General features: G+C 49.5%; 30 protein-coding genes and 1 pseudogene. 29 read left to right on the plus strand and 2 right to left on the minus strand.

What is annotated here, in order from left to right:
* From H6F94_RS05000 to H6F94_RS05115, 25 genes and pseudogenes are all read left to right on the plus strand, one after another.
* A partial coding sequence (locus H6F94_RS05000) for a response regulator (protein ID WP_190801139.1) occupies window positions 1-581 on the plus strand: 581 nt, incomplete at its 5' end.
* A 218-nt stretch (window positions 582-799) separates the two neighbouring features.
* Entirely contained in the window at window positions 800-1,357 is a 558-nt protein-coding gene (locus H6F94_RS05005) for a DsbA family protein (RefSeq protein ID WP_190801140.1), read from the plus strand.
* Between the two features lie 203 nt (window positions 1,358-1,560).
* Entirely contained in the window at window positions 1,561-1,743 is a 183-nt protein-coding gene (locus H6F94_RS05010; protein WP_190801141.1) for a hypothetical protein, read from the plus strand.
* Window positions 1,740-2,495: an SDR family oxidoreductase gene (locus H6F94_RS05015; protein ID WP_190801142.1), complete on the plus strand. Its 756-nt coding sequence runs from the start codon at window positions 1,740-1,742 to the stop codon at window positions 2,493-2,495. Before H6F94_RS05010 ends, H6F94_RS05015 begins: the two co-directional genes overlap by 4 nt.
* A 173-nt stretch (window positions 2,496-2,668) precedes the next feature.
* The gene (locus H6F94_RS05020) at window positions 2,669-3,250 is read left to right on the plus strand and encodes an ester cyclase (RefSeq protein ID WP_190801143.1); all 582 of its coding nucleotides are present in this window, start codon (window positions 2,669-2,671) and stop codon (window positions 3,248-3,250) included.
* A gap of 159 nt (window positions 3,251-3,409) precedes the next feature.
* Window positions 3,410-4,078: an NAD(P)H-dependent oxidoreductase gene (locus H6F94_RS05025; protein ID WP_190801144.1), complete on the plus strand. Its 669-nt coding sequence runs from the start codon at window positions 3,410-3,412 to the stop codon at window positions 4,076-4,078.
* Between the two features lie 157 nt (window positions 4,079-4,235).
* Window positions 4,236-4,991, plus strand: coding sequence for an SDR family oxidoreductase (locus H6F94_RS05030; RefSeq protein ID WP_190801145.1), 756 nt, complete (start codon window positions 4,236-4,238; stop codon window positions 4,989-4,991).
* Between the two features lie 89 nt (window positions 4,992-5,080).
* Window positions 5,081-5,428: an AraC family transcriptional regulator gene (locus tag H6F94_RS33725; protein ID WP_313949225.1), complete on the plus strand. Its 348-nt coding sequence runs from the start codon at window positions 5,081-5,083 to the stop codon at window positions 5,426-5,428.
* 127 nt (window positions 5,429-5,555) lie between these two features.
* Window positions 5,556-6,455, plus strand: coding sequence for a pirin family protein (locus tag H6F94_RS05040; protein WP_190801146.1), 900 nt, complete (start codon window positions 5,556-5,558; stop codon window positions 6,453-6,455).
* A 114-nt stretch (window positions 6,456-6,569) separates the two neighbouring features.
* On the plus strand, window positions 6,570-7,592 hold the full coding sequence (locus H6F94_RS05045) for an LLM class flavin-dependent oxidoreductase (RefSeq protein ID WP_190801147.1): 1,023 nt from the start codon (window positions 6,570-6,572) through the stop codon (window positions 7,590-7,592).
* A 62-nt stretch (window positions 7,593-7,654) separates the two neighbouring features.
* A pseudogene (locus tag H6F94_RS05050) lies at window positions 7,655-7,759 on the plus strand (SDR family oxidoreductase); the annotation flags it as partial.
* A 226-nt stretch (window positions 7,760-7,985) separates the two neighbouring features.
* Window positions 7,986-8,456, plus strand: coding sequence for a nuclear transport factor 2 family protein (locus H6F94_RS05055; RefSeq protein ID WP_190801148.1), 471 nt, complete (start codon window positions 7,986-7,988; stop codon window positions 8,454-8,456).
* A gap of 158 nt (window positions 8,457-8,614) precedes the next feature.
* A complete protein-coding gene (locus H6F94_RS05060; protein WP_242041007.1) occupies window positions 8,615-9,640 on the plus strand; it encodes an alpha/beta hydrolase in 1,026 nt (341 codons plus the stop codon).
* Between the two features lie 175 nt (window positions 9,641-9,815).
* On the plus strand, window positions 9,816-10,166 hold the full coding sequence (locus tag H6F94_RS05065; RefSeq protein WP_190737413.1) for a hypothetical protein: 351 nt from the start codon (window positions 9,816-9,818) through the stop codon (window positions 10,164-10,166).
* Between the two features lie 366 nt (window positions 10,167-10,532).
* Complete coding sequence (locus H6F94_RS05070) at window positions 10,533-11,369, plus strand: alpha/beta fold hydrolase (RefSeq protein ID WP_190801149.1); 837 nt, start codon at window positions 10,533-10,535, stop codon at window positions 11,367-11,369.
* A gap of 73 nt (window positions 11,370-11,442) precedes the next feature.
* Window positions 11,443-11,811, plus strand: a complete 369-nt coding sequence (locus H6F94_RS05075) for a cupin domain-containing protein (protein WP_190801150.1) — start codon at window positions 11,443-11,445, stop codon at window positions 11,809-11,811.
* A 51-nt stretch (window positions 11,812-11,862) separates the two neighbouring features.
* Complete coding sequence (locus H6F94_RS05080) at window positions 11,863-12,468, plus strand: TMEM175 family protein (RefSeq protein WP_313949226.1); 606 nt, start codon at window positions 11,863-11,865, stop codon at window positions 12,466-12,468.
* Between the two features lie 276 nt (window positions 12,469-12,744).
* A complete protein-coding gene (locus H6F94_RS32120; RefSeq protein ID WP_242041008.1) occupies window positions 12,745-13,119 on the plus strand; it encodes a hypothetical protein in 375 nt (124 codons plus the stop codon).
* 60 nt (window positions 13,120-13,179) lie between these two features.
* Window positions 13,180-13,671: a CPBP family glutamic-type intramembrane protease gene (locus tag H6F94_RS32125; RefSeq protein WP_313949227.1), complete on the plus strand. Its 492-nt coding sequence runs from the start codon at window positions 13,180-13,182 to the stop codon at window positions 13,669-13,671.
* A 138-nt stretch (window positions 13,672-13,809) separates the two neighbouring features.
* Window positions 13,810-15,624 (plus strand): CocE/NonD family hydrolase, encoded by a 1,815-nt coding sequence (locus H6F94_RS05090; RefSeq protein WP_199320221.1) that lies wholly within the window; start codon window positions 13,810-13,812, stop codon window positions 15,622-15,624.
* A 262-nt stretch (window positions 15,625-15,886) separates the two neighbouring features.
* Window positions 15,887-16,174 (plus strand): hypothetical protein, encoded by a 288-nt coding sequence (locus H6F94_RS05095; protein ID WP_190801151.1) that lies wholly within the window; start codon window positions 15,887-15,889, stop codon window positions 16,172-16,174.
* A gap of 17 nt (window positions 16,175-16,191) precedes the next feature.
* Complete coding sequence (locus H6F94_RS05100; RefSeq protein ID WP_190801152.1) at window positions 16,192-16,569, plus strand: hypothetical protein; 378 nt, start codon at window positions 16,192-16,194, stop codon at window positions 16,567-16,569.
* Window positions 16,570-16,691: 122 nt separating this feature from the next.
* Entirely contained in the window at window positions 16,692-16,931 is a 240-nt protein-coding gene (locus tag H6F94_RS05105) for a Rossmann-fold NAD(P)-binding domain-containing protein (RefSeq protein WP_190801153.1), read from the plus strand.
* 98 nt (window positions 16,932-17,029) lie between these two features.
* Entirely contained in the window at window positions 17,030-18,436 is a 1,407-nt protein-coding gene (locus H6F94_RS05110; RefSeq protein ID WP_242041009.1) for a sensor histidine kinase, read from the plus strand.
* A gap of 16 nt (window positions 18,437-18,452) precedes the next feature.
* Window positions 18,453-18,623, plus strand: coding sequence for a hypothetical protein (locus tag H6F94_RS05115; protein ID WP_190801154.1), 171 nt, complete (start codon window positions 18,453-18,455; stop codon window positions 18,621-18,623).
* 288 nt (window positions 18,624-18,911) lie between these two features.
* Here H6F94_RS05115 and H6F94_RS05120 read toward each other — a convergent pair whose 3' ends face one another.
* The gene (locus H6F94_RS05120; protein ID WP_190801155.1) at window positions 18,912-19,829 is read right to left on the minus strand and encodes an AraC family transcriptional regulator; all 918 of its coding nucleotides are present in this window, start codon (window positions 19,827-19,829) and stop codon (window positions 18,912-18,914) included.
* A 372-nt stretch (window positions 19,830-20,201) separates the two neighbouring features.
* On the opposite strand from H6F94_RS05120, the gene H6F94_RS05125 reads away from it, so the two are divergent.
* From H6F94_RS05125 to H6F94_RS05145, 4 genes are all read left to right on the plus strand, one after another.
* The gene (locus tag H6F94_RS05125; protein WP_190801156.1) at window positions 20,202-21,017 is read left to right on the plus strand and encodes an SDR family oxidoreductase; all 816 of its coding nucleotides are present in this window, start codon (window positions 20,202-20,204) and stop codon (window positions 21,015-21,017) included.
* A gap of 323 nt (window positions 21,018-21,340) precedes the next feature.
* Window positions 21,341-21,580 (plus strand): hypothetical protein, encoded by a 240-nt coding sequence (locus tag H6F94_RS33730; protein ID WP_199320222.1) that lies wholly within the window; start codon window positions 21,341-21,343, stop codon window positions 21,578-21,580.
* A gap of 112 nt (window positions 21,581-21,692) precedes the next feature.
* The gene (locus H6F94_RS05140; protein ID WP_199320223.1) at window positions 21,693-21,848 is read left to right on the plus strand and encodes a hypothetical protein; all 156 of its coding nucleotides are present in this window, start codon (window positions 21,693-21,695) and stop codon (window positions 21,846-21,848) included.
* Between the two features lie 106 nt (window positions 21,849-21,954).
* Window positions 21,955-22,758 (plus strand): oxidoreductase, encoded by an 804-nt coding sequence (locus H6F94_RS05145; RefSeq protein ID WP_190801157.1) that lies wholly within the window; start codon window positions 21,955-21,957, stop codon window positions 22,756-22,758.
* Between the two features lie 587 nt (window positions 22,759-23,345).
* On the opposite strand, the gene H6F94_RS05150 is transcribed toward H6F94_RS05145, so the two are convergent.
* Complete coding sequence (locus H6F94_RS05150) at window positions 23,346-24,194, minus strand: hypothetical protein (RefSeq protein WP_190801158.1); 849 nt, start codon at window positions 24,192-24,194, stop codon at window positions 23,346-23,348.
* Between the last annotated feature and the right edge of the window lie 851 nt (window positions 24,195-25,045).

Genomic DNA, 25,045 nt, shown 5'->3' on the forward strand with positions numbered 1-25,045 from the left:
TTTTTCGGCAAGGATTAGCCACAATTATTAACCGTGACCCAGAGATGCAGGTGATTGCCCAAGCCGAAAATGGGGAACAAGCGATCGCTCTATTTGGGGAACACCAACCGGATATCACGCTCATGGATTTGCGAATGCCTGAAGTGGAAGGAGTTGCCGCCATTGGTGCAATTTGTGCTGCTGCTAAATCGGCTCGGATTATTGTACTGACCACTTACGATAGTGACGAAGATATTTATCGAGGATTGCAGGCAGGCGCAAAAGGATACCTGTTGAAAGAAACTGAACCTGACGAGCTTCTGAATGCGATTCGTACCGTTCATCGGGGTGAGAAGTACATTCCGCCCGATGTGGGAGCAAAGTTGGTACAGCGGCTCAGCAATCCAGAACTGAGTGAACGAGAACTGGCGGTACTCCGTTCACTAGCACAGGGGATGAGTAATGCCGATATTGCGACTGCTTTGAGTATCGGTGAAGGCACGGTCAAATCTCATGTCAATCGGATTTTGAATAAGTTAGATGTTAGCGATCGCACCCAAGCGGTGATTGTTGCCGTTAAACGCGGCATTGTTAGTTTATAGGATGTACTTTCGATCGAATTCGGATTCTAACTTAAGTTATAGTCAGCCTTCTGCTTTGTGATGGCACAGTTACTCTATCAATTTGTACTGTAAAAGAGTTAACTTGCTATAGGCGACAGCTTGAAGGCGACCACCTATATTGAATTTATGCAAGCAGTCATGCAAATGGATCGAGCAAGTAAATTGCACGGTTCTATGCTTGATACAGATGTAAAAAGATGAGCGACGATCGTAGCCACAGGTCTTTACTTGTACCACCTTCACCTCAAGATTGGATTCAAGGTATTCTGAGTTCCAAGGTCGTGCTGGTGATGTACGGAGACTATCAATGCCCTAGAAGTGCGGACGTTTACAAGCTGATTAAAGCGATCAAACGAGAGCTTAGTGCTGCTTTTGGAGATGCTTATTTATGCTTCATCTTCCGTCATTTTCCACAAACACAGATTTATCCCCATGCTCAACGGGCAGCCCAAGTCGCCGAAGCCGCCGCCGCCCAAGGAAAGTTTTGGTTGATGAGCGATACTTTATTTGACCATCAGCAAAGGTTGGAAAACGGTTATCTTATCGAGTACGCCAATGATTTAGGGCTTGACATTCCTCAATTTCTCAAAGAGTTGTCTAAACAAGTGCATGTCGATCGCATCAATGAAGATATCGAAGGCGGAATAGAGAGTGGAGTAACGACTGCCCCAGCCCTGTTTATCAATGGAATTCGGTATACCGAGCGCTGGAACACGACGGAGTTGATGGCAGCCATGATTGCTGCAAGTCATTAAGTTCCCCGATCTTTGCTCTCAATTCATATCTGACTTGACTGTAAGTGCTATAAGTTATCAAATTTTGATGGCTAGGATTTTGCCTGTTTCACTGAACAAAACTGTCGCTTTTTGAACCATGCCAAAAATTACCATGCCAACAACTGAATTCTTTCGTATTGATTTAGTCAATTACAAATCAATACTTCCTCGGGGATAATTCTATGCCGCATTTATTAGTACAGGGCAAGAATAATTCTGGGTATGAAGGTACACCTCAGACTGATTCTCTTCAGGACTCCTCAGTTAATCATGCCCTGATTGCGATCGCGCAAGAAGTTACTGAGTTGCTGAGACAAACTTATCCGATACAAACTGATGAAATTAAAACAGGAGAAACAGGATGATACTGCAAGATAAAGTGGCGTTAGTCACTGGTGGCACAACGGGAATTGGTCGAGCAACCGCGATCGCTTATGCTCAACAACAAGCAAAGGTGGTGGTGGTTGGTCGTCGAATTGATGAGGGTGAAGAAACGGTTCGATTGATTAAGGATACTGGCGGAGAGGCAATTTTTGTGCAAGCCGATGTCACAAAAGAAGCCGATGTTGAAGCAATGGTTGATAAAGCGGTTGACGTTTTTGGTCGGTTAGATATTGCATTTAACAATGCAGGAACTGTCGGCGAAAACCCCTCATTGATTGAGCAAACAGAAGCGGAATACGAGCGCATTATGAACGTCAATGTCAAAGGCGTTTGGTTGTCGATGAAATATGAAATCGCTCAGATGTTGAAACAGGGAAGCGGTTCGATCGTCAATACGGCATCTGCGAATGGAGTAGTTGCACTTCCTAGCGTACCCCTTTACACCGCGAGTAAACATGCGTTAATCGGTTTAACAAAAGCTGCTGCGCTCCAATATGCTAAAGCGGGTATTCGCATCAATATCGTTGCACCAGCAGCAATTGAAACAGATATGTTTGAAGCTGCTACAGGTGGGCAGGATGAAGTCAAAGCTTACATAACAGGACTTCACCCGATCGGACGAATTGGAACACCGCTTGAAGTTGCAAATGCAGTTCTGTTTTTATCATCTGACATGGCATCTTTCACAACAGGTGCAACATTGCTGGTAGATGGTGGGTATGTAGCGCAGTAGTCGATCGGCACTGCGACACGTTGCGACCCAATAGCGATCGACCCCGTGTTGATGTGGACACGAGTAGGATTGTCTCTCGCGGTATTACTGACATGGGGAATGTTAGGGCTTCATGTTGCGATCGTCATTGCAAATAAAACACTTTAGATAGATAGAACCAGGAGTATTTAATCATGGTCAAAGAGCAAACTGTAGACGGACAAGCTTCTTTACAAGCAACTACCAATTTGACACCAGCCCAGGAGTCTTTGCAAGCACTTTGGGAAGAGCATTTACAGTACGAGTTTGGCACTCACAGTACTGAAGATGCCCTCGCTACGATGGTTGAAGATGCTTACGTTAACCACATCCCGGTAATGATTGGGGGAGTCGGGAAACCAGCACTGCGCGAGTTTTATTCCAAATACCTCATTCCACAGATGCCGCCCGACATGGAGTTGACCCCAATCTCGCGCACGATCGGGACAGATCAACTCGTGGATGAAATGGTGGCTAAGTTCACTCATACTGTTTGGATGGAATGGATATTACCCGGCGTTGCTCCCACCGGAAAACGGGTGGAAGTGCCAGTAGTAGCGATTATTCGGTTTCGTGACGGCAAGTTAGCCCACCAACACATTTACTGGGATCAGGCAAGTGTATTGGTTCAAGTCGGCTTGCTCGATCCGAGTACACTTCCCGTCGTGGGCGTTGACAGTGCATGTAAGGCGATCGATCCCAACTTACCTTCAAACACACTAATCGATCGCGACTAAGTGTAGGAGCCAGCAAATATCAATGCCTAAACCCGCCATTTTGCAACCAGGATCGCAACTCGCCTGACCCAGCCACGTTCTATACCCGTGGTGAAAAAGGCTATCTGGATTATCCAGCCCTAGCAAAAGTTTAGAAACTTAGAAAACGAAATAACTCACATGAAAGTTTTGATTGTTCTTGCACACCCAGAGTCGAAAAGCTTTAACGGAGCAATGTTTCAGACAGCAATTGACACGTTCAAAGACTCTGGGCATGATGTTCAATATTCAGACCTCCATACCATGAGATTTGACCCTGTATCCGATCGCCGCAACTTTACGTTTGTCAAAGATCCTGACTACTTTAAGCAGCAACTTGAAGAGATGTATGCAACTGAAGTTGGAGGATTCATTCCAGAAATTGAAGCTGAGATCCAAAAACTGGAATGGTGCGATCTGATGATTTGGCAATTCCCTTTGTGGTGGTTCAGTGTCCCTGCAATTTTGAAGGGGTGGGTCGATCGCGTCTTTGTTATGGGGCGTGTTTACGGTAATGGACATATTTATGAAACGGGCAGATTTCGAGGTAAGCAAGCAATGCTCTCGTTGACCACAGGTAGCACAGAAGAGGACTATCTTGCAGGCGGTTTTAACGGTGATATCCATGCTATTCTGCGCCCAATTCAGCGAGGGATGCTGCAATTCGCTGGTTTTGACGTTCTTGCTCCGCAGATTGTTTATGCCCCCGTTCGCCAAACAGATGCAGTTCGTCAACGCGTCTTAAATGATTTTTCGCAACGATTGCGAACCATTGAACGTGAGTTGCCCATCGCCGTAGGTCAGTATTGATCGGCATGGAATTGGCGGGACTGAATTTATGGGTCACGCAGCCAGGATCGTACTCATCCTGTTTGTAGGAGGCCCTTCTTATTGCTGGCTCCTACACGTATTGCTCATTGAGTTTTTGACAAAGTGACACAGCTATTCACAACAAGAGGTAACTATCATGATGCTGAAAGACAAGGTTGCTTTAGTGACGGGAGGAACATCGGGCATTGGTAGAGCTACTGCGATCGCTTATGCCCAACAACAAGCAAAGGTGGTGGTGGTGGGTCGTCGAATGGATGAAGGTGAAGAAACGGTTCGGTTGATCAAGGAAGCTGGCGGAGAGGCGATTTTTGTGCAAGCAGATGTCACAAAAGAAGCCGATGTTGAAGCAATGGTTGATAAAGCAGTGAGTGTTTTTGGTCGGTTAGATATTGCCTTTAATAATGCAGGAACTGTCGGCGAAAAACCCTCATTGATTGAGCAAACAGAAGTTGAATACGATCGCACGATGAATGTCAATGTCAAAGGCGTTTGGTTGTCGATGAAGCATGAAATCGCTCAGATGTTGAAACAGGGAAGTGGTTCGATCGTCAATATGACATCTGCGAATGGAGTCGTTGCATTTCCTACCCAACCCCTCTACACCGCGAGTAAACATGCAGTAGTCGGTTTAACAAAAGCTGCTGCGCTCCAATATGCCAAAGCAGGTATTCGCATCAATGTCGTTGCACCAGCAGTAATCGAAACAGATATGTTTGAAGCAGTTACAGGTGGGCAGGATGAGGTCAAAGCTTACATAACAGGACTCCACCCGATCGGACGAATTGGAACACCAATTGAAGTTGCAAATGCAGTTCTGTTTTTATCATCTGACCTGGCATCGTTCACAACAGGTACAACATTGATGGTAGATGGCGGGTATGTAGCGCAATAGTCGATCGGCAGTGCGAAATATTGCAGTAATCGAATGCGCGATGGCTAGCTTTTGCCTGTTTTGTTGAGCAAATTGTCAACTTTTGAACCATGCTAACAATTACAACGCCAGCCATTGAAGCCAAGCGCAAAGGCTTAACGCACACCCGATTGCAGCAAATACTCGGCTATATTCGTACTCTCCTTGATCGAGATTTATCACTGACTGAACTTGCAGAAGTGATCAATATTAGCCCGACTTACTTTGCGAGTTTGTTTAAGCAAACAATGGAAATTTCTCCCCGTCAGTGCGTGATTCAACAGCGCGTGGAACACGAAAACAGATTTGGCGATCGCAGACATTGCCCTACAAGTAGGCTTCTCCAGTCAAAGCCATTTGACGCAGCACTTCAAGCGATTCATGGGAAAGACCCCCAAGCAGATTCGCTAGCACCATAAGAATCTGAAAGAAATCGAGTCTTGGAACTCATTACATTGAAGTTAAGTTAGGCAAGAGTCTGAAGCAGCAACAGAATTAAGATTGTATCTTCGTCCACAACGTCAACTAAGAATGGATCGTACAAAAATGAGTATTCAGCAATTAATCACGCCTGAAAAGCATGACTTAGGTGGGTTTAGTGTACAGCGCATCTTGCCGAGTGAAACCCTAAAAATGGTTGGACCTTTCATCTTCTTTGATCACTTAGGCCCAGCTATTTTCCCGGCTGGAAAAGGCGTCGATGTTAGACCCCATCCACACATCAATTTAGCGACGGTTACCTATTTGTTTGAAGGAAGCCTTCTGCATAGAGATAGTCTAGGTACAGTACAAGAGATTTTTCCAGGCGAGGTGAACTGGATGACAGCGGGCAAAGGTATTGTTCATTCTGAGCGATCGCCCGAGAGCTTTAGAGAGAAAGAATCTACTCTTCACGGCATTCAGACCTGGATTGCCCTCCCCGAAATCGCTGAAGAAGTTGAACCCAGCTTTTCACATTATCCAGCGACTGATTTACCGAGGTGGATTCAAACAGGCACCAGCGCGACTTTGATCGCCGGTAGCTACCAGTCTCACCAATCACCAGTTAAAACCTACTCTGCTACTCTTTACCTAGCGCTCGTTTTCACGGAGGGTAGTGAATTTCAGCTAGCGCCAATAGAAGGTTTAGAAAGGGCAATTTATAGCGTCACATCCGGCCTATTCGTAAATGGAAAGCCGTTAGAGCCATATCATCTAGCCGTTTTAGCGCCGGATGAATCAGTAAATATCAGTGCGGGGGCTGAGGCAAAAGCAATGATTATCGGCGGGGCACCAGTGGGCGATCGCACAAAGTACTGGAACTTTGTGTCGAGCCGCCCAGCGCGTATCGAGCAGGCAAAACGAGATTGGCAAGACCGCCGCTTCCCGGCAGTTCCTGGTGAAACTGAATTCATTCCGCTCCCTGATAATTCAGATCACGGTAGTAGTGCGCCCCCTCTGAGTTGATGATGGTTTAGGCGTTCTTTGCTGAGCGAGAGAACAGCAGCTTAACTCGTACAGCAAGGCTTTCTACTATTTCGGATTAAGACTATTTCATTCGCAAAACGCTTGGGAAATGATATGGAAGTCGGAATTGACAGTTTTGCCTCGGTTGGAACAAGTGAAAATGGTGAAACGGCGGATGCCGCGCAGTCTGTCGCCGAACTGCTGGAGAGAATAGAGCAGGCGGACCGTTCCGGCTTGGATATCTTCGGTATCGGCGAGCATCATCGGCATGAATTTTTAGATTCGGCAAACGCGGTTATTCTCGCCGCTGCCGCCGCACGCACCGAGCGTATCCGTCTAACCAGCGCGGTTACGGTGCTGAGCGCGGCTGACCCGGTGCGTGTGTTTCAACAATTCGCCACGCTCGATTTGATTTCAAAAGGTCGCGCCGAAATGGTTGTCGGGCGCGGCTCGTTCACCGAAGCCTTTCCGCTATTTGGATTTAGCCTCGGCGATTACGACGAGATTTTCGCTGAAAAGCTCGAACTCTTGCTCAAAATTCGGGACAACGAAACGGTCGATTGGTCGGGCAAATTTCGCCCCGCGCTGGAAAACCAAGCAATTTATCCGCGTCCGCTGCAAAAGCCATTTCCCATCTGGCTCGGGGTCGGCGGTACACCGCAATCTTTCCGCCGCGCCGGAATGCTTGGACTGCCGCTCGTGGTTGCTATTATCGGCGGCGAAACGCATCGCTTTCGCTCTCTCATAGATTTATACCGCGATGCCGGAGAGTACGCCGGGTACGCACCCGAAACGTTGAAAGTTTCATTGCATTCAATCGGTTATGTCGCCGACACGACTGAGCAAGCCGTTGAAGAATTCTTTCCGGGCTACGCCGAAACGTTCACTAGAATTGGCAGAGAGAGAGGCTGGCCGCCCGTTACGCGCGCCGCTTTTGACGCACAGCGCGGCGCGACCGGCGCGTTACTGGTCGGCAGTCCCGAAGAAGTGGCGGAGAAAATCCGCCGTCACAGCGAATCGCTCGGTGGCATTTCGAGAGTAACTTTTCAAATGGACAACGCACAGATGAATCACGCCCAACTGATGCGCTCCATTGAACTGATTGGAACGCAAATGTCGCCACTCTTGAACGATTAAAATGTGCGGGCATGGTTCAACTTAAGTTCCGCTAGGGTAACAAGACAGAGAGACGAGCTGGAACACCGCTTGAAGTTGCAAATGCAGTCCTGTTTTTATCATCTGACTTGGCATCGTTCGTAACAGGTGAAACATTGATGGTAGATGGTGGGTTTGTAGCGCAGTAGTCGATCGGCAGTGCGAAATGTTTGACACAGCACTTTAAGCGACTCACTAAAGTAACACTGAAATCGGTTCGCTAATTCCATAGGAAACTCCATAAGAATCTGCAAGAAGTTGAGTGTTGGAACTGACTGCACTCAAGTGAACTAAGACAAAGAGAACTTAGGAGTTGATGATGTCCAAAGTGTCTTCTACCTCACCACCACAAAACTAAAGAAAGGAATCGTTACCATGAGTACCCAACCGACCGAAGTGATCAAAGAGTTTCTGGCGAATACGGCAACCGAAAAGGTCGAGGCGGCTGCCCGTCGGCTCGTCGCGGAGGACGCAACATACATTTCCCTGAATTTCGACAACCCTGAACTGAAGCAAATCTTGCCTTGGACGGGAACCGCCAAAGGTCCTCAAGCGTTCATCGATACGTTCTCCCGGGTTGAGAAATGGTGGACGATCGAGGACTTCGCCGTTACCACCCTATTCGGTGAAGGCGAGAACGTTGCTGTGTTCGGCAGGTTCACGTACCGCTCGGTCTCGCTGAGCAAGGCGGTGACCTCACCGTTCTCGATCCACGCAAAGGTGCGCAACGGGAAGATCGTGTACTTTCAGTTCATAGAGGATACTTTCGCGACTGCTCGCACTTTCAGCCAGAAGGGGACTTGGACCATCAAAATCGCTCCGAACCGGCCGGAGTTCGAGGTGTAATAGCAGCCTACGACGCCTAATCATGCGCTGCACCGGAACGCTACAATTTGGTCGGTTGAGTTTTCAAGGTTATCTGCGTCCGGTGAGCTTGGTCGTTAGACTCTCTTGTCTCATCAAATTAGAATATCTGACGGATTCGACATAGGTCACCCCATGCCATGTCTTCCAATTCTCGCCGTTCTGTCAGTCTGGTTGCCTGTCTAATCGCTCTACCTTTATCACTGCTATCTATGGGTTACACGACACAAGCCTCAACACCTGTCGAGGTTCACATTACAACGTTAACAGGCACGCTCCATGGCACACAGATTACTCCAGCGTCTAATATGCCAGAGCCAGCGGTGCTGATCATTGCGGGTTCAGGTCCGACCGATCGCAATGGAAACAATCCTCTAGCTGGGCAGAATAATAGCCTCAAACTCCTCGCTGAAGGATTAGCGGATCATGGCATTGCCTCAATCCGATATGACAAGCGCGGGATTGGAGAAAGCGCAGCCGCAGGACCTGAAGAAGCTGATTTGCGTTTCGATACCTATGTTGAAGATGCTGCACTTTGGATTCAGCAATTGCAGGCAGATTCTCGTTTCTCAAGCATCACCGTAATTGGTCACAGCGAAGGCTCTCTGATTGGAATGCTGGCAACCCAAAAAACCGGAGCAGATGCTTTTGTATCAATCGCCGGAATTGCCCAAACTGCATCACAAGTTTTACAAGATCAACTGCGACCTAGATTGCCAGATGCATTATGGCAACAGAATGAGCAGATTCTTGCTGCTCTAGAGCAAGGGAAGAGAGTGACCTCTGTTCCACCAGAACTCAACGAGTTCTACAGATCGAGCATCCAACCCTACCTCATTTCCTGGTTTCGCTATACCCCTGCCCAAGAGATTAGGCGTCTCACTGTCCCTGTTCTAATTGTTCAAGGAACAACGGATATCCAAGTGTCTGTAAGGGAGGCGCAAGACCTGAAGAGGGCTAAGCCGGATGCGGAGCTTAGAATCATTGAGGGGATGAATCACGTGTTAAAAGCTGTTCCATTAGACCCTGAACAGCAAAATGCTTCCTATTCTGATCCAACACTGCCAGTTGTGCCTGAGCTAGTTGAGGGTATAAGTCAATTTATTCACAGCAGTAGAATACGCCGTGAGTCTAACCAGTCGCTGCACCGGAACGTGTCAAGTTAATTGGTTGAGTTGCAAAGGTTTTCTGCGTCCGGTGAGCTTGGTCGTTAGGCAGCAAGGGTGAAGAATAGACTTAATCGGAATTAAGAAAAGCAATCAATTCTTAAACCGATTCCATATCTTCTTGCAGCCTATTTGTCCATTGAGATGCCGAGCACTTTATTACCGATAAGGTCTAATGAAAAGAGAGTTAGCGATAAATTTTTTGTTCTCGTTTGTAGGCGGCGCAATGGTCTGGGCTTTGTCACCATTTTTATCCGGGCAGGTCGAACCGTGGGATGCGAAAGGTTTTTATTATTCCGCAGCACTTCTTATTGTTGGCCTTATCGTTGGCCTTGCTCGGCCTAAACATGTTTGGTCGCACTATGCCGGTATTATTCTTGGTCAACTGACGTATATGCTTTGTTTTCTGCCCGGCGGTCCGTTAATTCCTGTTGGAGTCGCTATTTTAGCGGCTTACTCCACAATCGCTTTAGCAGGAGCAGCAAGTGGGGCCTGGTTTCGTCGCGTCAGCCGGGGTGCGCGGTGATTTTACTGCCTAACAAGGCGCTGCAGCGAACCCGGCTCTCGCGCTCCGGTTGCAATCCACGCTGTACCGCGGGCCGGGTCGCTGAGCTTGGGTCGTTATAGACCGCATGAATCTCGATGCTGGTGTGCGTACCGCGCTGGCTACCGAAGCAGAATTAAAGCCATCTTAGAGGCGGCAAACGCAGCGATCGCGCTCAGGCAACAATGAAGGATTCTTGTTGTTCTGAAGCGATGGTACGCAATGGATGCTTGCCCCATCTTGAAGTCTGCTTAACGCAGCATTGTTAAGACGGTGCTCGATCGCTGCATAACAATTGTGATGCAACAGAGAAAAACACATCATCCATTTACAACGGAGAAACCTCTCATGCCTTACATTACCGTTGGTCAAGAAAACTCTGCAACCATCGATCTCTACTACGAAGATCTTGGGGCAGGTCAACCGATTGTACTGATTCATGGATTTCCATTAAACGGACATTCCTGGGAGAAGCAGGTTTTAGTTTTACTGAATGCAGGATATCGAGTAATTACCTACGATCGCCGAGGATTCGGTGCTTCCAGCCAACCCTCGTTTGGTTATGACTACGATACCTTTGCCGCCGATTTGAATACACTCATGACCAAGCTTGACTTGCAGGATGCTGTGTTAGTCGGCTTTTCGATGGGAACCGGTGAAGTCACACGTTATCTTGGCAAATACGGCTCAGAGCGGGTGCAGAAAGCCGTGCTGATGGCTCCCGTTCCACCGTTTCTGTTAAAGACAGACGACAATCCAGAGGGTGTTGATCAAAGCGTTTTCGATGGCATTATGAAAGCGATTGTTGAAGACCGTCCAGCTTATTTCTCTGCCTTTTTCAAAGAGTTCTTCAATGTTGATGTATTGCTTGGCGATCGCATCAGCAATGAGGCAATTCAAGCCAGTTGGAATGTAGCAGTAGGGGCTTCTGCTAAAGGGACTTTGGACTGTGTACCCTCCTGGCTCACCGATTTCCGCGATGATCTGCCCCGCATTGATGTGCCGACTCTGATCATTCATGGAGATAGCGATCGCATTCTGCCGCTTGAGTCCACCGCAGCAAGACTCCCGAAGCTGATCAAAAACAGTCAACTGGTTGTCATTCCCGGCGGGCCGCACGCCATCAACTGGACTCACGCCGATCAGATTAATCCCTTGTTACTGGACTTCCTTCAGCAGAAATAATCAGTGACCCTTTCTCCTCCGAAATTCACAGATCCTGAACTTGCTCCGATTGTGTAATTGCAAACCTAAACGTATGCTGATCCAAAAACTAAACGACTGTGAAGAAATGATCGCTGGAGATGGAGCTGTTCTGCACGAATTGCTTCATCCTGACAAACAAGATATCAACTTGCGTTACAGTTTGGCGCATGCGATCTTGCCTGTTGGCGAAACTTCGATTCCCCATTCTCTAAAGACTTCTGAGGTTTATTACATCATTAGCGGTGTTGGCGAAATGTCGATCGATAGCGAAGTTCGTCGCATTGAACCAGGCGATGCGGTTTACATTCCTCCAAATGCTATCCAGTTCCTTCACAACTACGGCGACGAACCCCTTGTTTTCGTTTGTCTAGTTGATCCAGCTTGGCGCAAAGAAGACGAAACGATTTATGCACCAGTCTGAATGGATAGTGGATAACCGGACAACCATTTTTGCAAACGGCAGTTATACAGCGTGGTAAGCAAACAAGGAGTATATCCAAAGATGGTTAAAGGTAGGTTAGAAGCATTCAGTGATGGGGTAATTGCTATTATTATCACCATTATGGTACTGGAGTTAAAAATACCTCATGAGTCAGATTTAGCTGCACTACGTCCGCTGATTCCAACCTTTCTAAGCTATGTGTTGAGCTTCGTGCATGTTGGTATCTACTGGAACAATCACCATCACCTGTTTCAGGCAGTCCGACAAGTGAATGGTTCAACTTTGTGGGCAAACCTACATTTGTTGTTCTGGTTATCATTGTTTCCCTTTGTCACTGCATGGATGGGTGAAACTCACTTTACTGCGTTGCCTGTGGCGCTTTATGGTGTGGTTCTATTGTTGGCTGCGATCGCCTCCTTCACTCTGACCCGCACACTTGTTTTTCACCACGGTCAAGATTCCACACTTGCAAACGCTCTTGGTCGGAATTTTAAAGGCAAGTTATCGGTATTGATTTATGCAGTTACAATTCCACTTGCTTTTGCAATCCCTTGGCTTGCATGCGCATTATACGTTCTAGTTGCGGTCCTGTGGCTCATTCCCGACCGTCGTATTGAAAAGGCGTTGAGCTCATAAAGTTCCATTTTTGATGCAAAAAACCAGCTAACAAACCCTCTGCACTAGCACGAATATAGGTTGTTGGTCACAGACAAAGGTGATCTGAATCCGGTGCGCGGGACCATTATGCCGCTTAAACCTAAGACGAGAAGGTGGCTGATTCTCGTACTGCGACATCTAGCACTTTCGCGGCAACAAGATTGTCGAATTAAGAGCTTTCGTAATCCCCGCTGAAGTCAAGGCTGCAACCAGCAATGCAGGGTAAATCATTTGCAAAAGTCAGGATGTATTCTCATGAAAAACGCAACTTACGTGGAGGCTGCTCGGTGGGGTAAGCATCGGGGATGGCGGTATGTTCTGGGGCTGGTGGTCATTCTCTTTGCGTGGCTGGTGGTCGGGACTGGTGCCAGCGTACTCGTCGCGATCGCGCTCAGCGGCCAGGATTACTTCGTGCTGGATTACTTCGTGCTTGGTCCTTTCGGGAAGTTCCTGTATGTCATGGCAGGTTTTCCGGTCTTCCTGGCGGGAGTCCTCATCGCCGTTACCCTTATCCACTGCCGCTACCCCCGGACGCTGGTTACGGCGCGGGAGCGGATCGACTGGCGTCGCATCGGTCAGGGGTTTGTGGCGTGGTCCGTTCCAGCGTGTCTGATAGGTGTGCTGGGATAGTACCTCTTCTACCCCGACAGCTTCTCCTTCAACTTCGACCTGGCGACGTTCGCGCTCTTTGTGCCACTGGCACTGGTCTTCACCGCGATCCAGACGACTACCGAGGAGCTTTTCTTTCACGGATACGTTGTGCAGGGCGCGAGCATGATCTCGACCAACCGCGTTTTTCTGGCGCTCGTGGCGGCCGTGGTATTCACCCTGCTGCACCTCTTAAACCCGGAGGTGAGCGCAGGTGGCTGGCTCACGGTTTTCTCCAACTACTTCCTCGTTCCGGGTCTGTTGTGGACCGTGGTCTCGTTGATTGACGGAACCACTGAACTTGCCATCGGCGCACACTTCGCGAACAACATCATTGGCATACTCCTGTTCAACATAGCCGGAAGCGCCGTGACCACACCGGCTCTGTTCACAATCAGCGAGTTCCACGCGACCTACGTGGCGCTATCGGTGCTAGTTGCAATACCCGTGTTCCTGGCGAGCGCCTACAAGGTGTTCAAACCCGACGGAGCATCCGAACCCGTTTCCCAGAGCGATCGGAGAGGTCGTCGGTGATCTCGTCAGTTCGTAAAACCATCAGCAAATGTACCAAAGGACTCCATCACTATGTCTCAAGTTTCTTCTAATCACCCACGAGATCTTGACCGACCCACGCACGACGCAGGGGCAACGGTTTCTGCTAGGAGGAGATCCTTGCTCACCCGCAAAACCTATGTCCGCAGCTTGCTAATGACTGGGGCAATGGGGCTTACCCTCAGTGTCTGCGGCCAGTTCGCAGCCGCGCAGCAGCCCGCGCCGGAGAGCGTTCCGGCGGAGGCGCAGCAACCCACAGCCACGCCGCCACCCACGCCAGAGGCGAACGCGACTGCTGCGGTTGCCACCGCCGACAAAGCGGTCACGCACGCCGAGAACGACCGCGTTCCCCGAGGCGCGGCCTGGACGCAGCACTACTTTCCGTCCTCGGACGGCTCCGACGTTGAACTACACGCCGACGTTCTGTTGCCCGAAGGACTGGCCGCAGGCGAGAAGGTGCCGGTGATCCTGGTGGTCGGGCCGTACTTGGGGCACTCCGGCCAAATAGTACTGGAAAACCACGCGCACACCGGTCCCTCCAAGCGCTTCAATGGGTTGATCGAAGGGGCCGACCTGTTCGAGCGCGGCTACGCCCTGGTGATGGTCGACCTGCGCGGCTTCGGCGGCTCCACTGGATGTATGGACTTTGCGGGGCCGGGTGCTCAGGCCGATGTCAGGGCCGCAATCGACTGGGCCGCGACGCAGCCCTGGTCCACCGGTGCCGTCGGGATGTACGGCAAGTCCGCCGACGCCATCACCGGCCTGATCGGCAACAATCTCAACCACGACGCGCTCAAGGCGGTCGTCGCGCAGGAACCCATCTGGGATCTGTACCGCAACTTCCGCTCGAACGGCGTCCCCCGCGCGACGATTGTCAGCATCCCCAGCATCTATAACACCGTTGCCACGCTGCCCCAGATGCCGGACGACGACGAGCGTTACCGGACGAATGCCAAGTACGAGAATACGCCCCCAGGCGCATTTTGCCAAACTGACAGCCTGGTCAGATACCAGATCGCCGATCCCGAGTCCGATCACTGGAAGACCCGTGATCTGGCGGAGCAGGCCAAGGGCACCGACACGCCACTGTTTTTCACGCAGGGCTTCCTCGAGTGGAGTACCGAAGCCGAGGCGATGGAGGAGTTTCTCGCCAACCACCAGGGGCCGCAGCGCGGCTGGCTCGGCCCGTGGGAGCACGTGCAGGGCAACGACCGCTGGGTGGACGGGCGGCTGCAGATGGGCCGCGAGGGCTGGTTCGAGGAAGTGATGTCCTTCTATGACCAGTACCTCAAGGGCATCGAACCGACCGTGGCCTACCCAACCTACGTTGTGCAGGACAGTACCGGTGCCTGGCGTGCCCAGGATACCTGGCCGGTTGTGGAGTACTCCGCCACCATCGCGCTTGGCGGCGGGTCTTATCTGGACGACGGCCTGCTCGCCGACCCCGCAGCCGAGGCTCCCAACCGCTTCTTCGTCTGGTCTGCGCCGCTTGGGCAGCCAGTTCGCATTACCGGCACTCCGCGGGTATCGCTTGAGATCGAGGGTTACGGCAACGTCATGGTCGACCTCTACGATGTTGCCCCCAATGGCAGCGCCGTCATGTTCAATCAGCAGGTGGCGGTGGTGAAACCCGGCACGACAAGCTTCGAGCTGCGGTCAACGGACTGGACGCTGCCAGTCGGCCATACGCTAGCCGTCGAGATCGGTACCATCCAGCCGGGGTATGCATCCGCAAACGACTGGATCGACACGCCGTCCTACGAGACGATCATCGTCCGCGACGCGCGGCTTGAACTCGCCCTGGACGACCCGGCCAATGACACACCAACGCCCGGCGACCCTGCACCGTGGCTGGAGATCCGCCCGCTGCTGGTCCCCCCGGAAAAGCTGTCTCCCGGGACCCCGAGCTTCACCCTGCCGACGGGAGACCGCTGACCCAAATCCTATGCTGGGTCGTGCAGTACGCACGACTCAGCGCCAATAGGTTCACGAGTAGGAACACCATGTTCGCTACAACGTATATCCGACAGCTATATCACGGGACACCCCTTAGCGATCGATGGTGGATATTAAGTGAGTTGATTGTTGATTGTTGATTGTTGATCGTGGAATCACAGTGAATCGATCCACCAACAAATCAAACCGCGATCGCTTCTTTAAGAGATAATCAGCTCTGCAATTTTAGATGGTGAATCAAATGATTAAGTACAAAGATTTTGCGCCTCAGATTACTGAACGGGGACCCTTCGGCGGACCTGCCGAGTATGAACCCCTCTCTGGAGTTGTTAGCGCTGCAAATCAATGGATCGCAAGTACAACGATACAGGTGATCAATGTTGAAACTGTTGTTTTACCCGATCGGATTGAAGGCACAAGTGATGATGTCTACGGAGTGACAACCAGTAATGCTTTCCACCCAGTGATGATCAGTCAGGGTCTTGCAATCAATTGCTTTCAATGTGTGCGTGTGTGGTACAGAGAATAAGCTCTATTGGAGAAAGAATGAAACGATTTACCTGGTTTACTTTCCTGTATCTTGCGCTGGGAGTATGTCTAACGGCGATCGCGCTTGGATACCCAAACCTGCCTTCGGGTCTTCAAACCAGCCTGTTCATCAGTGCAGGAGTATCCTACTTTGTTTGTATTCTCAGTACCTTCCCTTTTTGGCGGGAGGCGACGATCCGCTTCTATCGCAGACGGAATACAGCAATCATTCTACCCTGGTTGGGCATTGGATTGAACATTATTGTGACGATCTGGGAGCTTCAGAGTCAGAACTGGACAATGGAAGCCATTTTACAAGCATTTTCGCGGCTATTAGCCGTCTTAATACTTGCAGAAATCATTGTGATTACATGGCGAGTGAATCCTGAACATTAGTGTCTAAATCGGATGCTGCCGAAACGAACTTGCGCTTCACCCTAAGAATCTGGAAGAAGTCAAGCATTGGAACTTAGTACACTTCAGATCAGTGCAACGAAATTAATGCTAGGAGAAGCACAATGATACTTCAAGATAAAGTGGCTTTAGTCACTGGTGGCACATTGGGAATTGGCAGAGCAACAGCGTTCGCGTTCGCGCAGCGTTCCGAAGGAAAGCTTAACGAAGTTATCGCTTTCGGTGCTGCGGGTGCAACAGTGGTGTTCTCAGGTAGACGTGATGCTGAAGGTGAAAAAACTGCCAAACTAATCCGTGAAACGGGCGCTGAATGTTTATATAGCAGTCGCCAAGGCGACTCTTGATTCTCGCCAAATACTGAAACCTTGGCCAGTCAATCTTCTGCCTTGGAGCCTTGGAGCCCTGGAGCCTTTTTCTATAAATAACGAGAACTATTCCAATAATGCTTTACAAGATGCCGTTAAGTCGATTTGCTAAAACGGTAAGCTCGGTTTTGGCAAGAGTGCAGCAAGCTGGTAACTCAGCCGAATATCAGGCATGGCGGTGTCGCTTCATGTTGAATCGACTGCATTGGTTTGTATGGATTACCATTATTGCCTGCCTAACCTTTCTTATCTTAGGTTTGTGTATTACATCCGTTCTCAATGCTTCAAGCAATCCGAGCAAAGCAGTAAGCCAGGAAGAGATTTTAATCGATCTCATGACTTACATTGCTATCGAGCTGAGCCTGCTGTTGTGCTTAATTTTGCTGAAATCGCCTTGGGCATCTCGTTACCCGGAACTGCTTTTCTTATGCTGTTCGTGGCCAATCACCCTGCTTCCACAAATTCAAGCCACACTGCAAGGAAAGGCCGATCCTGTACTTATCGCTTGGACGATTGTATTTCTGGCACAAGCGACGTTAATTCCTGTAAATTGGCAGCTTCACGTAGTCTCGCAAGTGGCAACGATAGGCTACTATTTTTGTGTCAATCCATTACTGGGTTTGAGTAATCCAGAGGTTGAAAATCCTGTTCTCAATAACATCATAATTTTTGTCTTTTATTTCTGGATTTGCTTGATCTGTGACCTCGGTGTGTATTTGTACGAACGCTTACAACGCAGTGAGTTTGAATCGAAACGGCAATTACAGGTGTTTTTACATGGCGTTTCTCACGATTTGCGTAACCCTGTGACAGGCACATTGATGGTGCTGAATAATCTACTGCAAAAGCCAGATGCAACGATTGCTATACCCCGCTCGATTTTAGAACGGATGGTGCAAGGGAGCGATCGCCAACTCCAACTGATTAACTCCTTACTCGAAGCTCATGCGAGTGATGTGCAAGGCATTGTCCTTCACACTGAACCCATTCGACTCAGTGAGTTGGTCAGTTCATCAGTGGCTGACTTAGAACCAATCCTGGAACAAAATCAAGCCACGCTGAAGAATTTAGTGCCTGAAGATTTACCGTTGATGGCTGCTGATTCAACTCAATTATGGCGCGTTGTTAGTAATCTAATTACAAATGCAATTAAACATAATCCGCCTGGGTTAACGATAACGCTGAGTGCTACAGCTGGAGCAAAAATGATTCGCTGTAGCATTGAGGATAACGGCGTAGGGATGTCGAAAGAACAATGTGAGCGCCTATTTGAACTGTACTTTCGTTCTTCCCCTATGCGAGACTCTTTAGGTTTAGGATTGGGATTGTACTTGTGCCGTCAAATTATCCATGCTCATAGTGGCGAAATTGGAGTCATTAGCTCTCTTGGTGCGGGGACAAAATTTTGGTTTACGATCCCAATTGAGAGTTATGTAGCTACGAATCGCGGGTTGGGTACTCCCCTACATCCAGCAGATCCTTAATTCGTGCTCTCCCCCTTTGCCTCAGCGCTTCGGCTTCAGTTACATCAAGTTCCTTGTCACGCATTTCTGCTTGATGGGCAAGGGTATAGACTACGAAGTGCAAGGCCTAACGGTGCTGGGTATTGCCCACCGTATGGGCGCAGAGCAGCTATACCCAAGAGGTCTAACCGGTCTAGGGCAACGCTGACTGCTGCGATGCTCGCTCTAGGACACGAGGGAAGAATGGGTAACGCTAGCGGCCTCGACTGCTTGATAAAATGTGGTGTGCCAAAACCCTTCCAATTAAGGACATGGCTGGAGAGGACAGGGGAACAAGGCAGAATTTGTTGATTGAATTCTTATTCAGAAAGGTCTAACGTGACAGTGCTGGAACTAGAGGTCATGAGAGTTTGTTTAGAGCCTAAGTACCGGCCAAAACGACGTTTAGGCGATAAGTGCCGCTGCCATCTACAACAGATAACTAACCAGCCTCTGTTTAAGCAGCTCGTAAACGTTCAATGTCTCGGATGGGCGGCGCACCAAACATGCGGGCATATTCTCGGCTGAACTGCGAAGTACTCTCATAGCCCACCTGATAAGCCGCTTGGGTCGCATCCAGATTCTCGGACAGCATCACCTGACGCGCTGCTGACAGTCTCAATTGTTTTTGATATTGCAACGGACTCATCGAGGTCACTTGCTTGAAGTGGCGATGAAACGACGAAGCAGACATATTCGCCTGCCCAGCTAGTTCCTCAACCCGTAGCGGCTTGGCAAAATCTGCTTTAAGTCGTTTGATGACTTCAGCAATGCGCTGCATATTGCTACCAGCCGTGGCAATCTGACGAACCGCTTCCCCTTGTTCCCCGATGAGCAAGCGGTAATAAATCTCGCGGATGACCATCGGGGCAAGAAACGGGATATCTCGCGGTGTCTCTAACAGCTTTGTCAGACGGATTGCACAATCAATCAACGTTGAATCAGCATCACTAATAAACCAGCCGCTGACCGAATCTTTCTGATCGATACTTGGATTCGTTTGAGCGATAATTTCACAGAGTTGGGCAGAGTCTAGCTTTAACTTAAAACCTAGATAGGGTTTGTCAGGTGTCGCCTCTACCGCACATCCACTCATCGGCAAATCCACTGAAACAACTAGATACTGAGCAACACTGTATTGATAAGCTTCTTCGTTAATCAGCACTTCTTTTTTGCCCTGTACCACAATAGTAAGCAGCGGTTCGGTGACACCGTGCCTTGCTGTAGCAGCATTACATTCCTGCACGAATGATAAAGAATCAATCGCAGTTGTATGGGCACCGTTACCCTTGCCGTTCGTGTGGCGAGCAACTAATGCCGCCAGTTCGTCACACTTGTCGATCGCTGCCTCGTGGCTCGCTGTCTCGATTTTCATGCATTCTGCCTGATGTGATTGCTCTCATGCGTTTATTATAAAAACATTTTTTTTGTTGCTTGCACTTTGCTTGAGAGGATTAGGCAAACATCTACCAGGTTTGTGTATTTAAGCCTTCGGTTCTGGCTCATAGCATGAATCTATGCAAGTACAGCAGTGAGAGGCTAAGGCAATGATCAAAGACAAGAAGCCCTGGTTGATCACCAGGTTTTCCGAAGTCTTAGAGAAGCACTGGCTCAAGCGGCTGATCAGTCATATGGGCAGATCGACATCCTGATATTCATTGGACAGATTTGCAGCTAACGGACAAAAAGTCCTTCATACCTTCCTCTTCATCAATCACTTTTCCATAAATTTTTTGAAGGAGCACCAATGAAGACATGGTTCATTACGGGTACATCACGCGGATTTGGTCGCGAATGGACTCAGGCGGCACTAGAGCGCGGTGATCGAGTGGCGGCAACGGCGCGTAATCCTGACCGCCTCAATGACTTGGTGGAACAATTTAGCGATCAGATCTTGCCTCTGCGTCTGGATGTCAGCGATCGAGCAGCGGCCTTGGCAGCGGTGCAGGCAGCACATAAGCATTTTGGGCAGCTTGATGTGATTGTTAATAATGCAGGCTATGGCTTGTTTGGAGCGATCGAAGAAGTCAGCGAGGCTGAAGCAAGAGCGCAGATCGAAACCAATCTGTTTGGGGCACTGTGGGTTACACAAGCGGCATTGCCCTACCTGCGATCGCAAGGCAGTGGACACATCCTCCAAGTTTCCAGTCTAGGAGGGATTGGTGCATTTCCAATGCTCGGGCTGTACAACGCCTCTAAATGGGGACTCGAAGGATTCAGCGAAGCACTCAGTCAGGAAGTCGCATCCTTCGGCGTCAAAGTCACGATTATCGAGCCGGGTGGGTTCAGCACAGATTGGTCTGGTAGCTCGGCGGTACACGCCGCGCAGATCGCGGATTATGACAGCTTGCGGAACGCACGGGCAACTCGAAATGCAGGTGTGAAGATTAGCGATCCCACCGCATCCAGTGCGGCAATCCTCAAGCTCGTCGATGCCGAAAACCCACCGTTGCGCCTGCTCCTCGGTACGTTTGCAACCCAGGCTGCCCCGCAAATATATGAGCAGCGATTGAAAGTCTGGACAGAATGGCAAGATGTGGCGCGTGCGGTTGACGGCGACTGATGTTTCTGAATTTTTGCGCTGGCCTGTATGCACGAGATCAGCAGCAAAGATTAGACAGAAAAAGACGCGCTCATGAAATTAACGAGAACCCAAACTGAGGCTAAAAGTGTGGTGAATGAAATGGGTCATCGAGTCTGCGATCCTTCGGAGCTTAGCGAAGCCGATCGCAGACATAGACAGGTTCACTGGAGAAAAGGCATCAACAGAATCATGATGCCTTTTCTTGCACCCTAGTTGTACTTCTGGTTGCGTTCTTGCCTGTTGTTGCCACTGCACAAACTCAACCCAAAAATCAGAGCCACCTTGAAAGAGGCAGCGAAATTATGAATTACGCCCAAACTCAACCCGAAGACCAGAGCCGCCGTGAGCGAGGCAACGAAGTCATCGATAAACTGTCAGGTAGGGCAGGGCAACCAGTCCTCAATGCCCTGCGTCAGGATTTCCCGTTTCTAGCAGATGCGATTACTGACTACTCCCTCGGCTTTCGCGAGTTGGCTATCCCGGCGGACGCGATCGCCCGTGCGATGCCTTTGCGATCGAGCAGCCAGCAGAGGTGGATGTGAATGAAATCATCGTTCGACCGATCGGACAGAGTGGCTAAACGCTAGCCAACGTTGAGGCGCTGGGGTGTAAGCAGTGGCTCAGGGGATGAACATTGCGATCTTAGGAGAGACTATGAAAATTCGAACCCTTGGAACTCAAGTCCTAACCGTCTCAGTACTTGGTCTTGGCTGCATGGGCATGAGCTATGCCTACGGCAGCCCGGATGATATTGAGTCGATATCGGGCGATCGCTACAACGAGAAAATGATGAGTGCTATTAACCAATAACGGATAGCAGGCTCAAGCAAGCGCAGGACAACTAAATAACTTCCACATCTTGAAAGGGCTGCACTTCCTGTACTCAAAGTCGTAAACATTAACAAGGAGCAGTAACATGACTGTACAAAAAAATCTTGGCGGCAGCTTTGTGCTGCCAAACACTTCAATTACTTTGCAGCGCCTAGGATATGGTGCGACGCAACTCGCTGGTTCAGGAGTATGGGGACCGCCACGCGATGTTGATGCCGCTGTTGCGGTTTTGCGCGAAGCGGTAGCACTTGGCATCAATCACATCGATACCAGCGACTTCTATGGTCCGCACATCACCAATCAGATCATTCGCCAGGCACTTCACCCCTATCCAAAAAATTTGGTGATTGTCACCAAAGTAGGGGCGCGGCGTCCTGAGGATAAGTCGTGGCAACCTGCCTACTCACCACAAGAGCTGACCGCCGCCGTTCACGATAACCTGCAAAATCTTGGTCTTGAGGTGATGGACATCGTGAATCTCAGAGCCTGGGGTGCAGGTGATCACGGCAGCGGCGTCTCTGAAGGCTTGATCGCAGAACCTCTCAGCACACTGATTGACTTGAAGCGGCAGGGACTCATTCGCCACATCGGACTGAGCAACATCAGTGCCCAGCAGTTCGAGGAAGCTCAGGCGATGACTGAGATTGTTTGTGTCCAGAACCAGTACAACTTGGCGCACCGCGAAGATGACGCTTTCATCGACGACTTGGCACAGCGCGGCGTGGCATACGTTCCTTTCTTTCCGCTCGGCGGGTTCACGCCGTTGCAGTCGTCCAAGCTCGAAGCTGCTGCAATTGGTTTTCGCTACGGAGCTGCTGCTCATGACCGTCCAAGGTCTCGTGGATCTTGCCCTGTTGCACTTCCCCATATTCAGACAAGCCGGGTTTGACGACCTCGCTGAATGGCTTTCCAGAAAGGCGCTCAATCTCTTGGGCTTTTTCCTGAATCTTCTGGACTGCCCGAGCAGATAACCCTTCTACGGATTGACCATCAAGAACTTTCTGAATTGACTCATAGTAGTCTTTCGGAATCTGATAGTACGAGCTGTCTCTGCCAAAATACTCGTACTTGGCCATGTGGTCCAGAACATGGTCAAGGTTCTTGCTGGCTCCGTTGATGAATTTGGATTGGACCTGGAGCCCATCGATCAGGTAATCCTCAGGCGCAGTGCGCCCGACCCCATCAAAGGTTGCGGTAGGTGATTGATGCTGCAAATAGTTGCGGGCATTGCGAATGCCAACTTCAACCTCTTGAGCAATTTCGCCATGTTTGGTTCGAGCGTTGCCCAAGATATGCTCAGGGCTACCGACGAACGCTTGAACTTTACTGATCTGCTCTACTGCCTGAGTGAAGGCAATATTTTGCTGTTGCAGGGCTTCGGTCAGCTGCTGAGCCTGTTGGGCATTGTCTGCAGCAACGACCCCGGCAATAACCTGGGTAGTCTGATGCACATTTTCTTTCATGGGTAGCCCTGGGCTAGCTCATTTTCTTGTTCAAGAGTTGAGATAGGGAGCGGATGTTATTGATCAGGGTGGCTAACTCATTCTTTAAGGCTTGACTGAACTGCCGGTAATCAGAGGGGGCGTTTTGCTTGAGGGTGAGCAGTTGTTCGAGCACTCCATCGGCGTGTTGCCGAGTGAGACCAATCAAGTTTGAAACTTCTTGTCCAACAGTTTTCAGCTTTGCTATCTCACCCCTGATTCTGGCGGCCTCCTCAAAAGCCTTTTGGGCACTTTTTTTGTTTTCACTGTCCATCCACACAGCGCTGCCTGCCAGGGCTAGCCCACCGATCGTCCAGCCGATCGGCCCAGTCATGGCTAGGAGCACCTGTCCTCCTGCCATTCCGCTACCACCAGCGGCTAGAGCACCGCCGCCTAACCAGGCCAGAGCTGCATTGGTTGCAGCTGCACCAGACAGTGTTGCAATAGCGGTGCCTGTGGAGGCAGTGCCGAAGGTCGTTGCAATAGCCATTGCAGCCGTCGGTCCAAGGGCAGCCACGCCAACACCAGCTACTATTCCTGCCCCTGCCCCTGAGTTGCCGAGGTTTGCCTTTTCTTTAGCTTGTGTTTCAATATCGCGAATAACTTGCGTAAATTTCTTGTACTCTATTTTGAACTCAGCTACCGATTTATCGAATTCCTTGGGCGAGTTCGATAGCGTATTAATGTAAGCTTCAGAAGCTTCTATGACTTGTTTAGATGTATTAACTCGAAGTCGATGCAGCTCTTCCGCTTGTTTTGTAACTTGTGCTGCTACCTTTTGATATTCTTGGTTAGCAGCATTCAACTCAGAAAAAGCCCGTTTTTTTAGATCCTGATTTAGCATAATTTTTAGTAGATGGCTATGATCGCAACCAAGGTTATTAGCTTGGCCAAAACTTCCACTTCTTGAGCTTAGCTTTTAAGCTTCAAGTCGTGGAACCGCTTTTCACATTGTTTATGAGGGCTTTAATATTGCGGTTATTTCCTGAAGAATTGTTGAAGGTGGTCTACGGCCTGGTAAAAAGCTAGCCAATCGGGACTGAAGAGACAGATAGATGACGAAAATAGCAAGACAACCTATCGGTGTTTTCGCTTAAATCTCACTCTCTGCTTCTGGTAGCAGAGAGCATAAACCCTTACTGATACACAGAAACTCAGCTTATGTTGCAAGTTCAATCAATTCAAAATCGTATGACCTTACCTTATCTTTGTGCTGAATCAATCTCCGCACATAATTCAGTCAATCAAAAATTGCTGAACCAGGAATCGCGCAAGAAGTTGCTGAGTTGCTGAAACAAGCTTATCCGGCACAAGATTCGGCACAAGCTGACGAAATCGATGATAGGGAGTTAGCAAAGCAAAAAGATTTTAGTCAAAGCTTACCTCACCTGAAATAGGATTGAGAATTGGGTATTCGTGTAAAATCAATGGTCAAAGTTCACATTATCGAGATTGAGACAGGCTTCTCTAGCCAAACCATCTCACTCAACAGTTTAAGCGCATTACTGGAGTGACCCCAAAGCAAGTTTGCCAACTCTATAAGAATCTGATGAATCGTTGTAAGAATTTGAAAGAAGCTAAGCATTAGGGTTGCCTATACTTCAAGCGGATAGGGCAAGCAGACTTTAGTGTAACCGCTGGAAACCCTTTCAAAAATCCACCAAGAAGCTTAATTTTCTGGTTCTTTCGGACTTA

It is taken from the genome of Leptolyngbya sp. FACHB-261 (genome assembly GCF_014696065.1).
Lineage (GTDB): Bacteria > Cyanobacteriota > Cyanobacteriia > FACHB-261 > FACHB-261 > FACHB-261.

Excerpts from the sequence above, each read along its gene's own strand:
- H6F94_RS05005 (WP_190801140.1), top strand. The coding sequence starts at position 800 with ATGAGCGACGATCGTAGCCACAGGTCTTTACTTGTACCACCTTCACCT.
- H6F94_RS05010 (WP_190801141.1), top strand. The coding sequence starts at position 1,561 with ATGCCGCATTTATTAGTACAGGGCAAGAATAATTCTGGGTATGAAGGT.
- H6F94_RS05015 (WP_190801142.1), top strand. The coding sequence starts at position 1,740 with ATGATACTGCAAGATAAAGTGGCGTTAGTCACTGGTGGCACAACGGGA.
- H6F94_RS05020 (WP_190801143.1), top strand. The coding sequence starts at position 2,669 with ATGGTCAAAGAGCAAACTGTAGACGGACAAGCTTCTTTACAAGCAACT.
- H6F94_RS05025 (WP_190801144.1), top strand. The coding sequence starts at position 3,410 with ATGAAAGTTTTGATTGTTCTTGCACACCCAGAGTCGAAAAGCTTTAAC.
- H6F94_RS05030 (WP_190801145.1), top strand. The coding sequence starts at position 4,236 with ATGATGCTGAAAGACAAGGTTGCTTTAGTGACGGGAGGAACATCGGGC.
- H6F94_RS33725 (WP_313949225.1), top strand. The coding sequence starts at position 5,081 with ATGCTAACAATTACAACGCCAGCCATTGAAGCCAAGCGCAAAGGCTTA.
- H6F94_RS05040 (WP_190801146.1), top strand. The coding sequence starts at position 5,556 with ATGAGTATTCAGCAATTAATCACGCCTGAAAAGCATGACTTAGGTGGG.
- H6F94_RS05045 (WP_190801147.1), top strand. The coding sequence starts at position 6,570 with ATGGAAGTCGGAATTGACAGTTTTGCCTCGGTTGGAACAAGTGAAAAT.
- H6F94_RS05055 (WP_190801148.1), top strand. The coding sequence starts at position 7,986 with ATGAGTACCCAACCGACCGAAGTGATCAAAGAGTTTCTGGCGAATACG.
- H6F94_RS05060 (WP_242041007.1), top strand. The coding sequence starts at position 8,615 with ATGTCTTCCAATTCTCGCCGTTCTGTCAGTCTGGTTGCCTGTCTAATC.
- H6F94_RS05065 (WP_190737413.1), top strand. The coding sequence starts at position 9,816 with ATGAAAAGAGAGTTAGCGATAAATTTTTTGTTCTCGTTTGTAGGCGGC.
- H6F94_RS05070 (WP_190801149.1), top strand. The coding sequence starts at position 10,533 with ATGCCTTACATTACCGTTGGTCAAGAAAACTCTGCAACCATCGATCTC.
- H6F94_RS05075 (WP_190801150.1), top strand. The coding sequence starts at position 11,443 with ATGCTGATCCAAAAACTAAACGACTGTGAAGAAATGATCGCTGGAGAT.
- H6F94_RS32120 (WP_242041008.1), top strand. The coding sequence starts at position 12,745 with ATGAAAAACGCAACTTACGTGGAGGCTGCTCGGTGGGGTAAGCATCGG.
- H6F94_RS05095 (WP_190801151.1), top strand. The coding sequence starts at position 15,887 with ATGATTAAGTACAAAGATTTTGCGCCTCAGATTACTGAACGGGGACCC.
- H6F94_RS05100 (WP_190801152.1), top strand. The coding sequence starts at position 16,192 with ATGAAACGATTTACCTGGTTTACTTTCCTGTATCTTGCGCTGGGAGTA.
- H6F94_RS05105 (WP_190801153.1), top strand. The coding sequence starts at position 16,692 with ATGATACTTCAAGATAAAGTGGCTTTAGTCACTGGTGGCACATTGGGA.
- H6F94_RS05110 (WP_242041009.1), top strand. The coding sequence starts at position 17,030 with ATGCTTTACAAGATGCCGTTAAGTCGATTTGCTAAAACGGTAAGCTCG.
- H6F94_RS05120 (WP_190801155.1), bottom strand. The coding sequence starts at position 19,829 with ATGAAAATCGAGACAGCGAGCCACGAGGCAGCGATCGACAAGTGTGAC.
- H6F94_RS05125 (WP_190801156.1), top strand. The coding sequence starts at position 20,202 with ATGAAGACATGGTTCATTACGGGTACATCACGCGGATTTGGTCGCGAA.
- H6F94_RS33730 (WP_199320222.1), top strand. The coding sequence starts at position 21,341 with ATGAATTACGCCCAAACTCAACCCGAAGACCAGAGCCGCCGTGAGCGA.
- H6F94_RS05140 (WP_199320223.1), top strand. The coding sequence starts at position 21,693 with ATGAAAATTCGAACCCTTGGAACTCAAGTCCTAACCGTCTCAGTACTT.
- H6F94_RS05145 (WP_190801157.1), top strand. The coding sequence starts at position 21,955 with ATGACTGTACAAAAAAATCTTGGCGGCAGCTTTGTGCTGCCAAACACT.
- H6F94_RS05150 (WP_190801158.1), bottom strand. The coding sequence starts at position 24,194 with ATGCTAAATCAGGATCTAAAAAAACGGGCTTTTTCTGAGTTGAATGCT.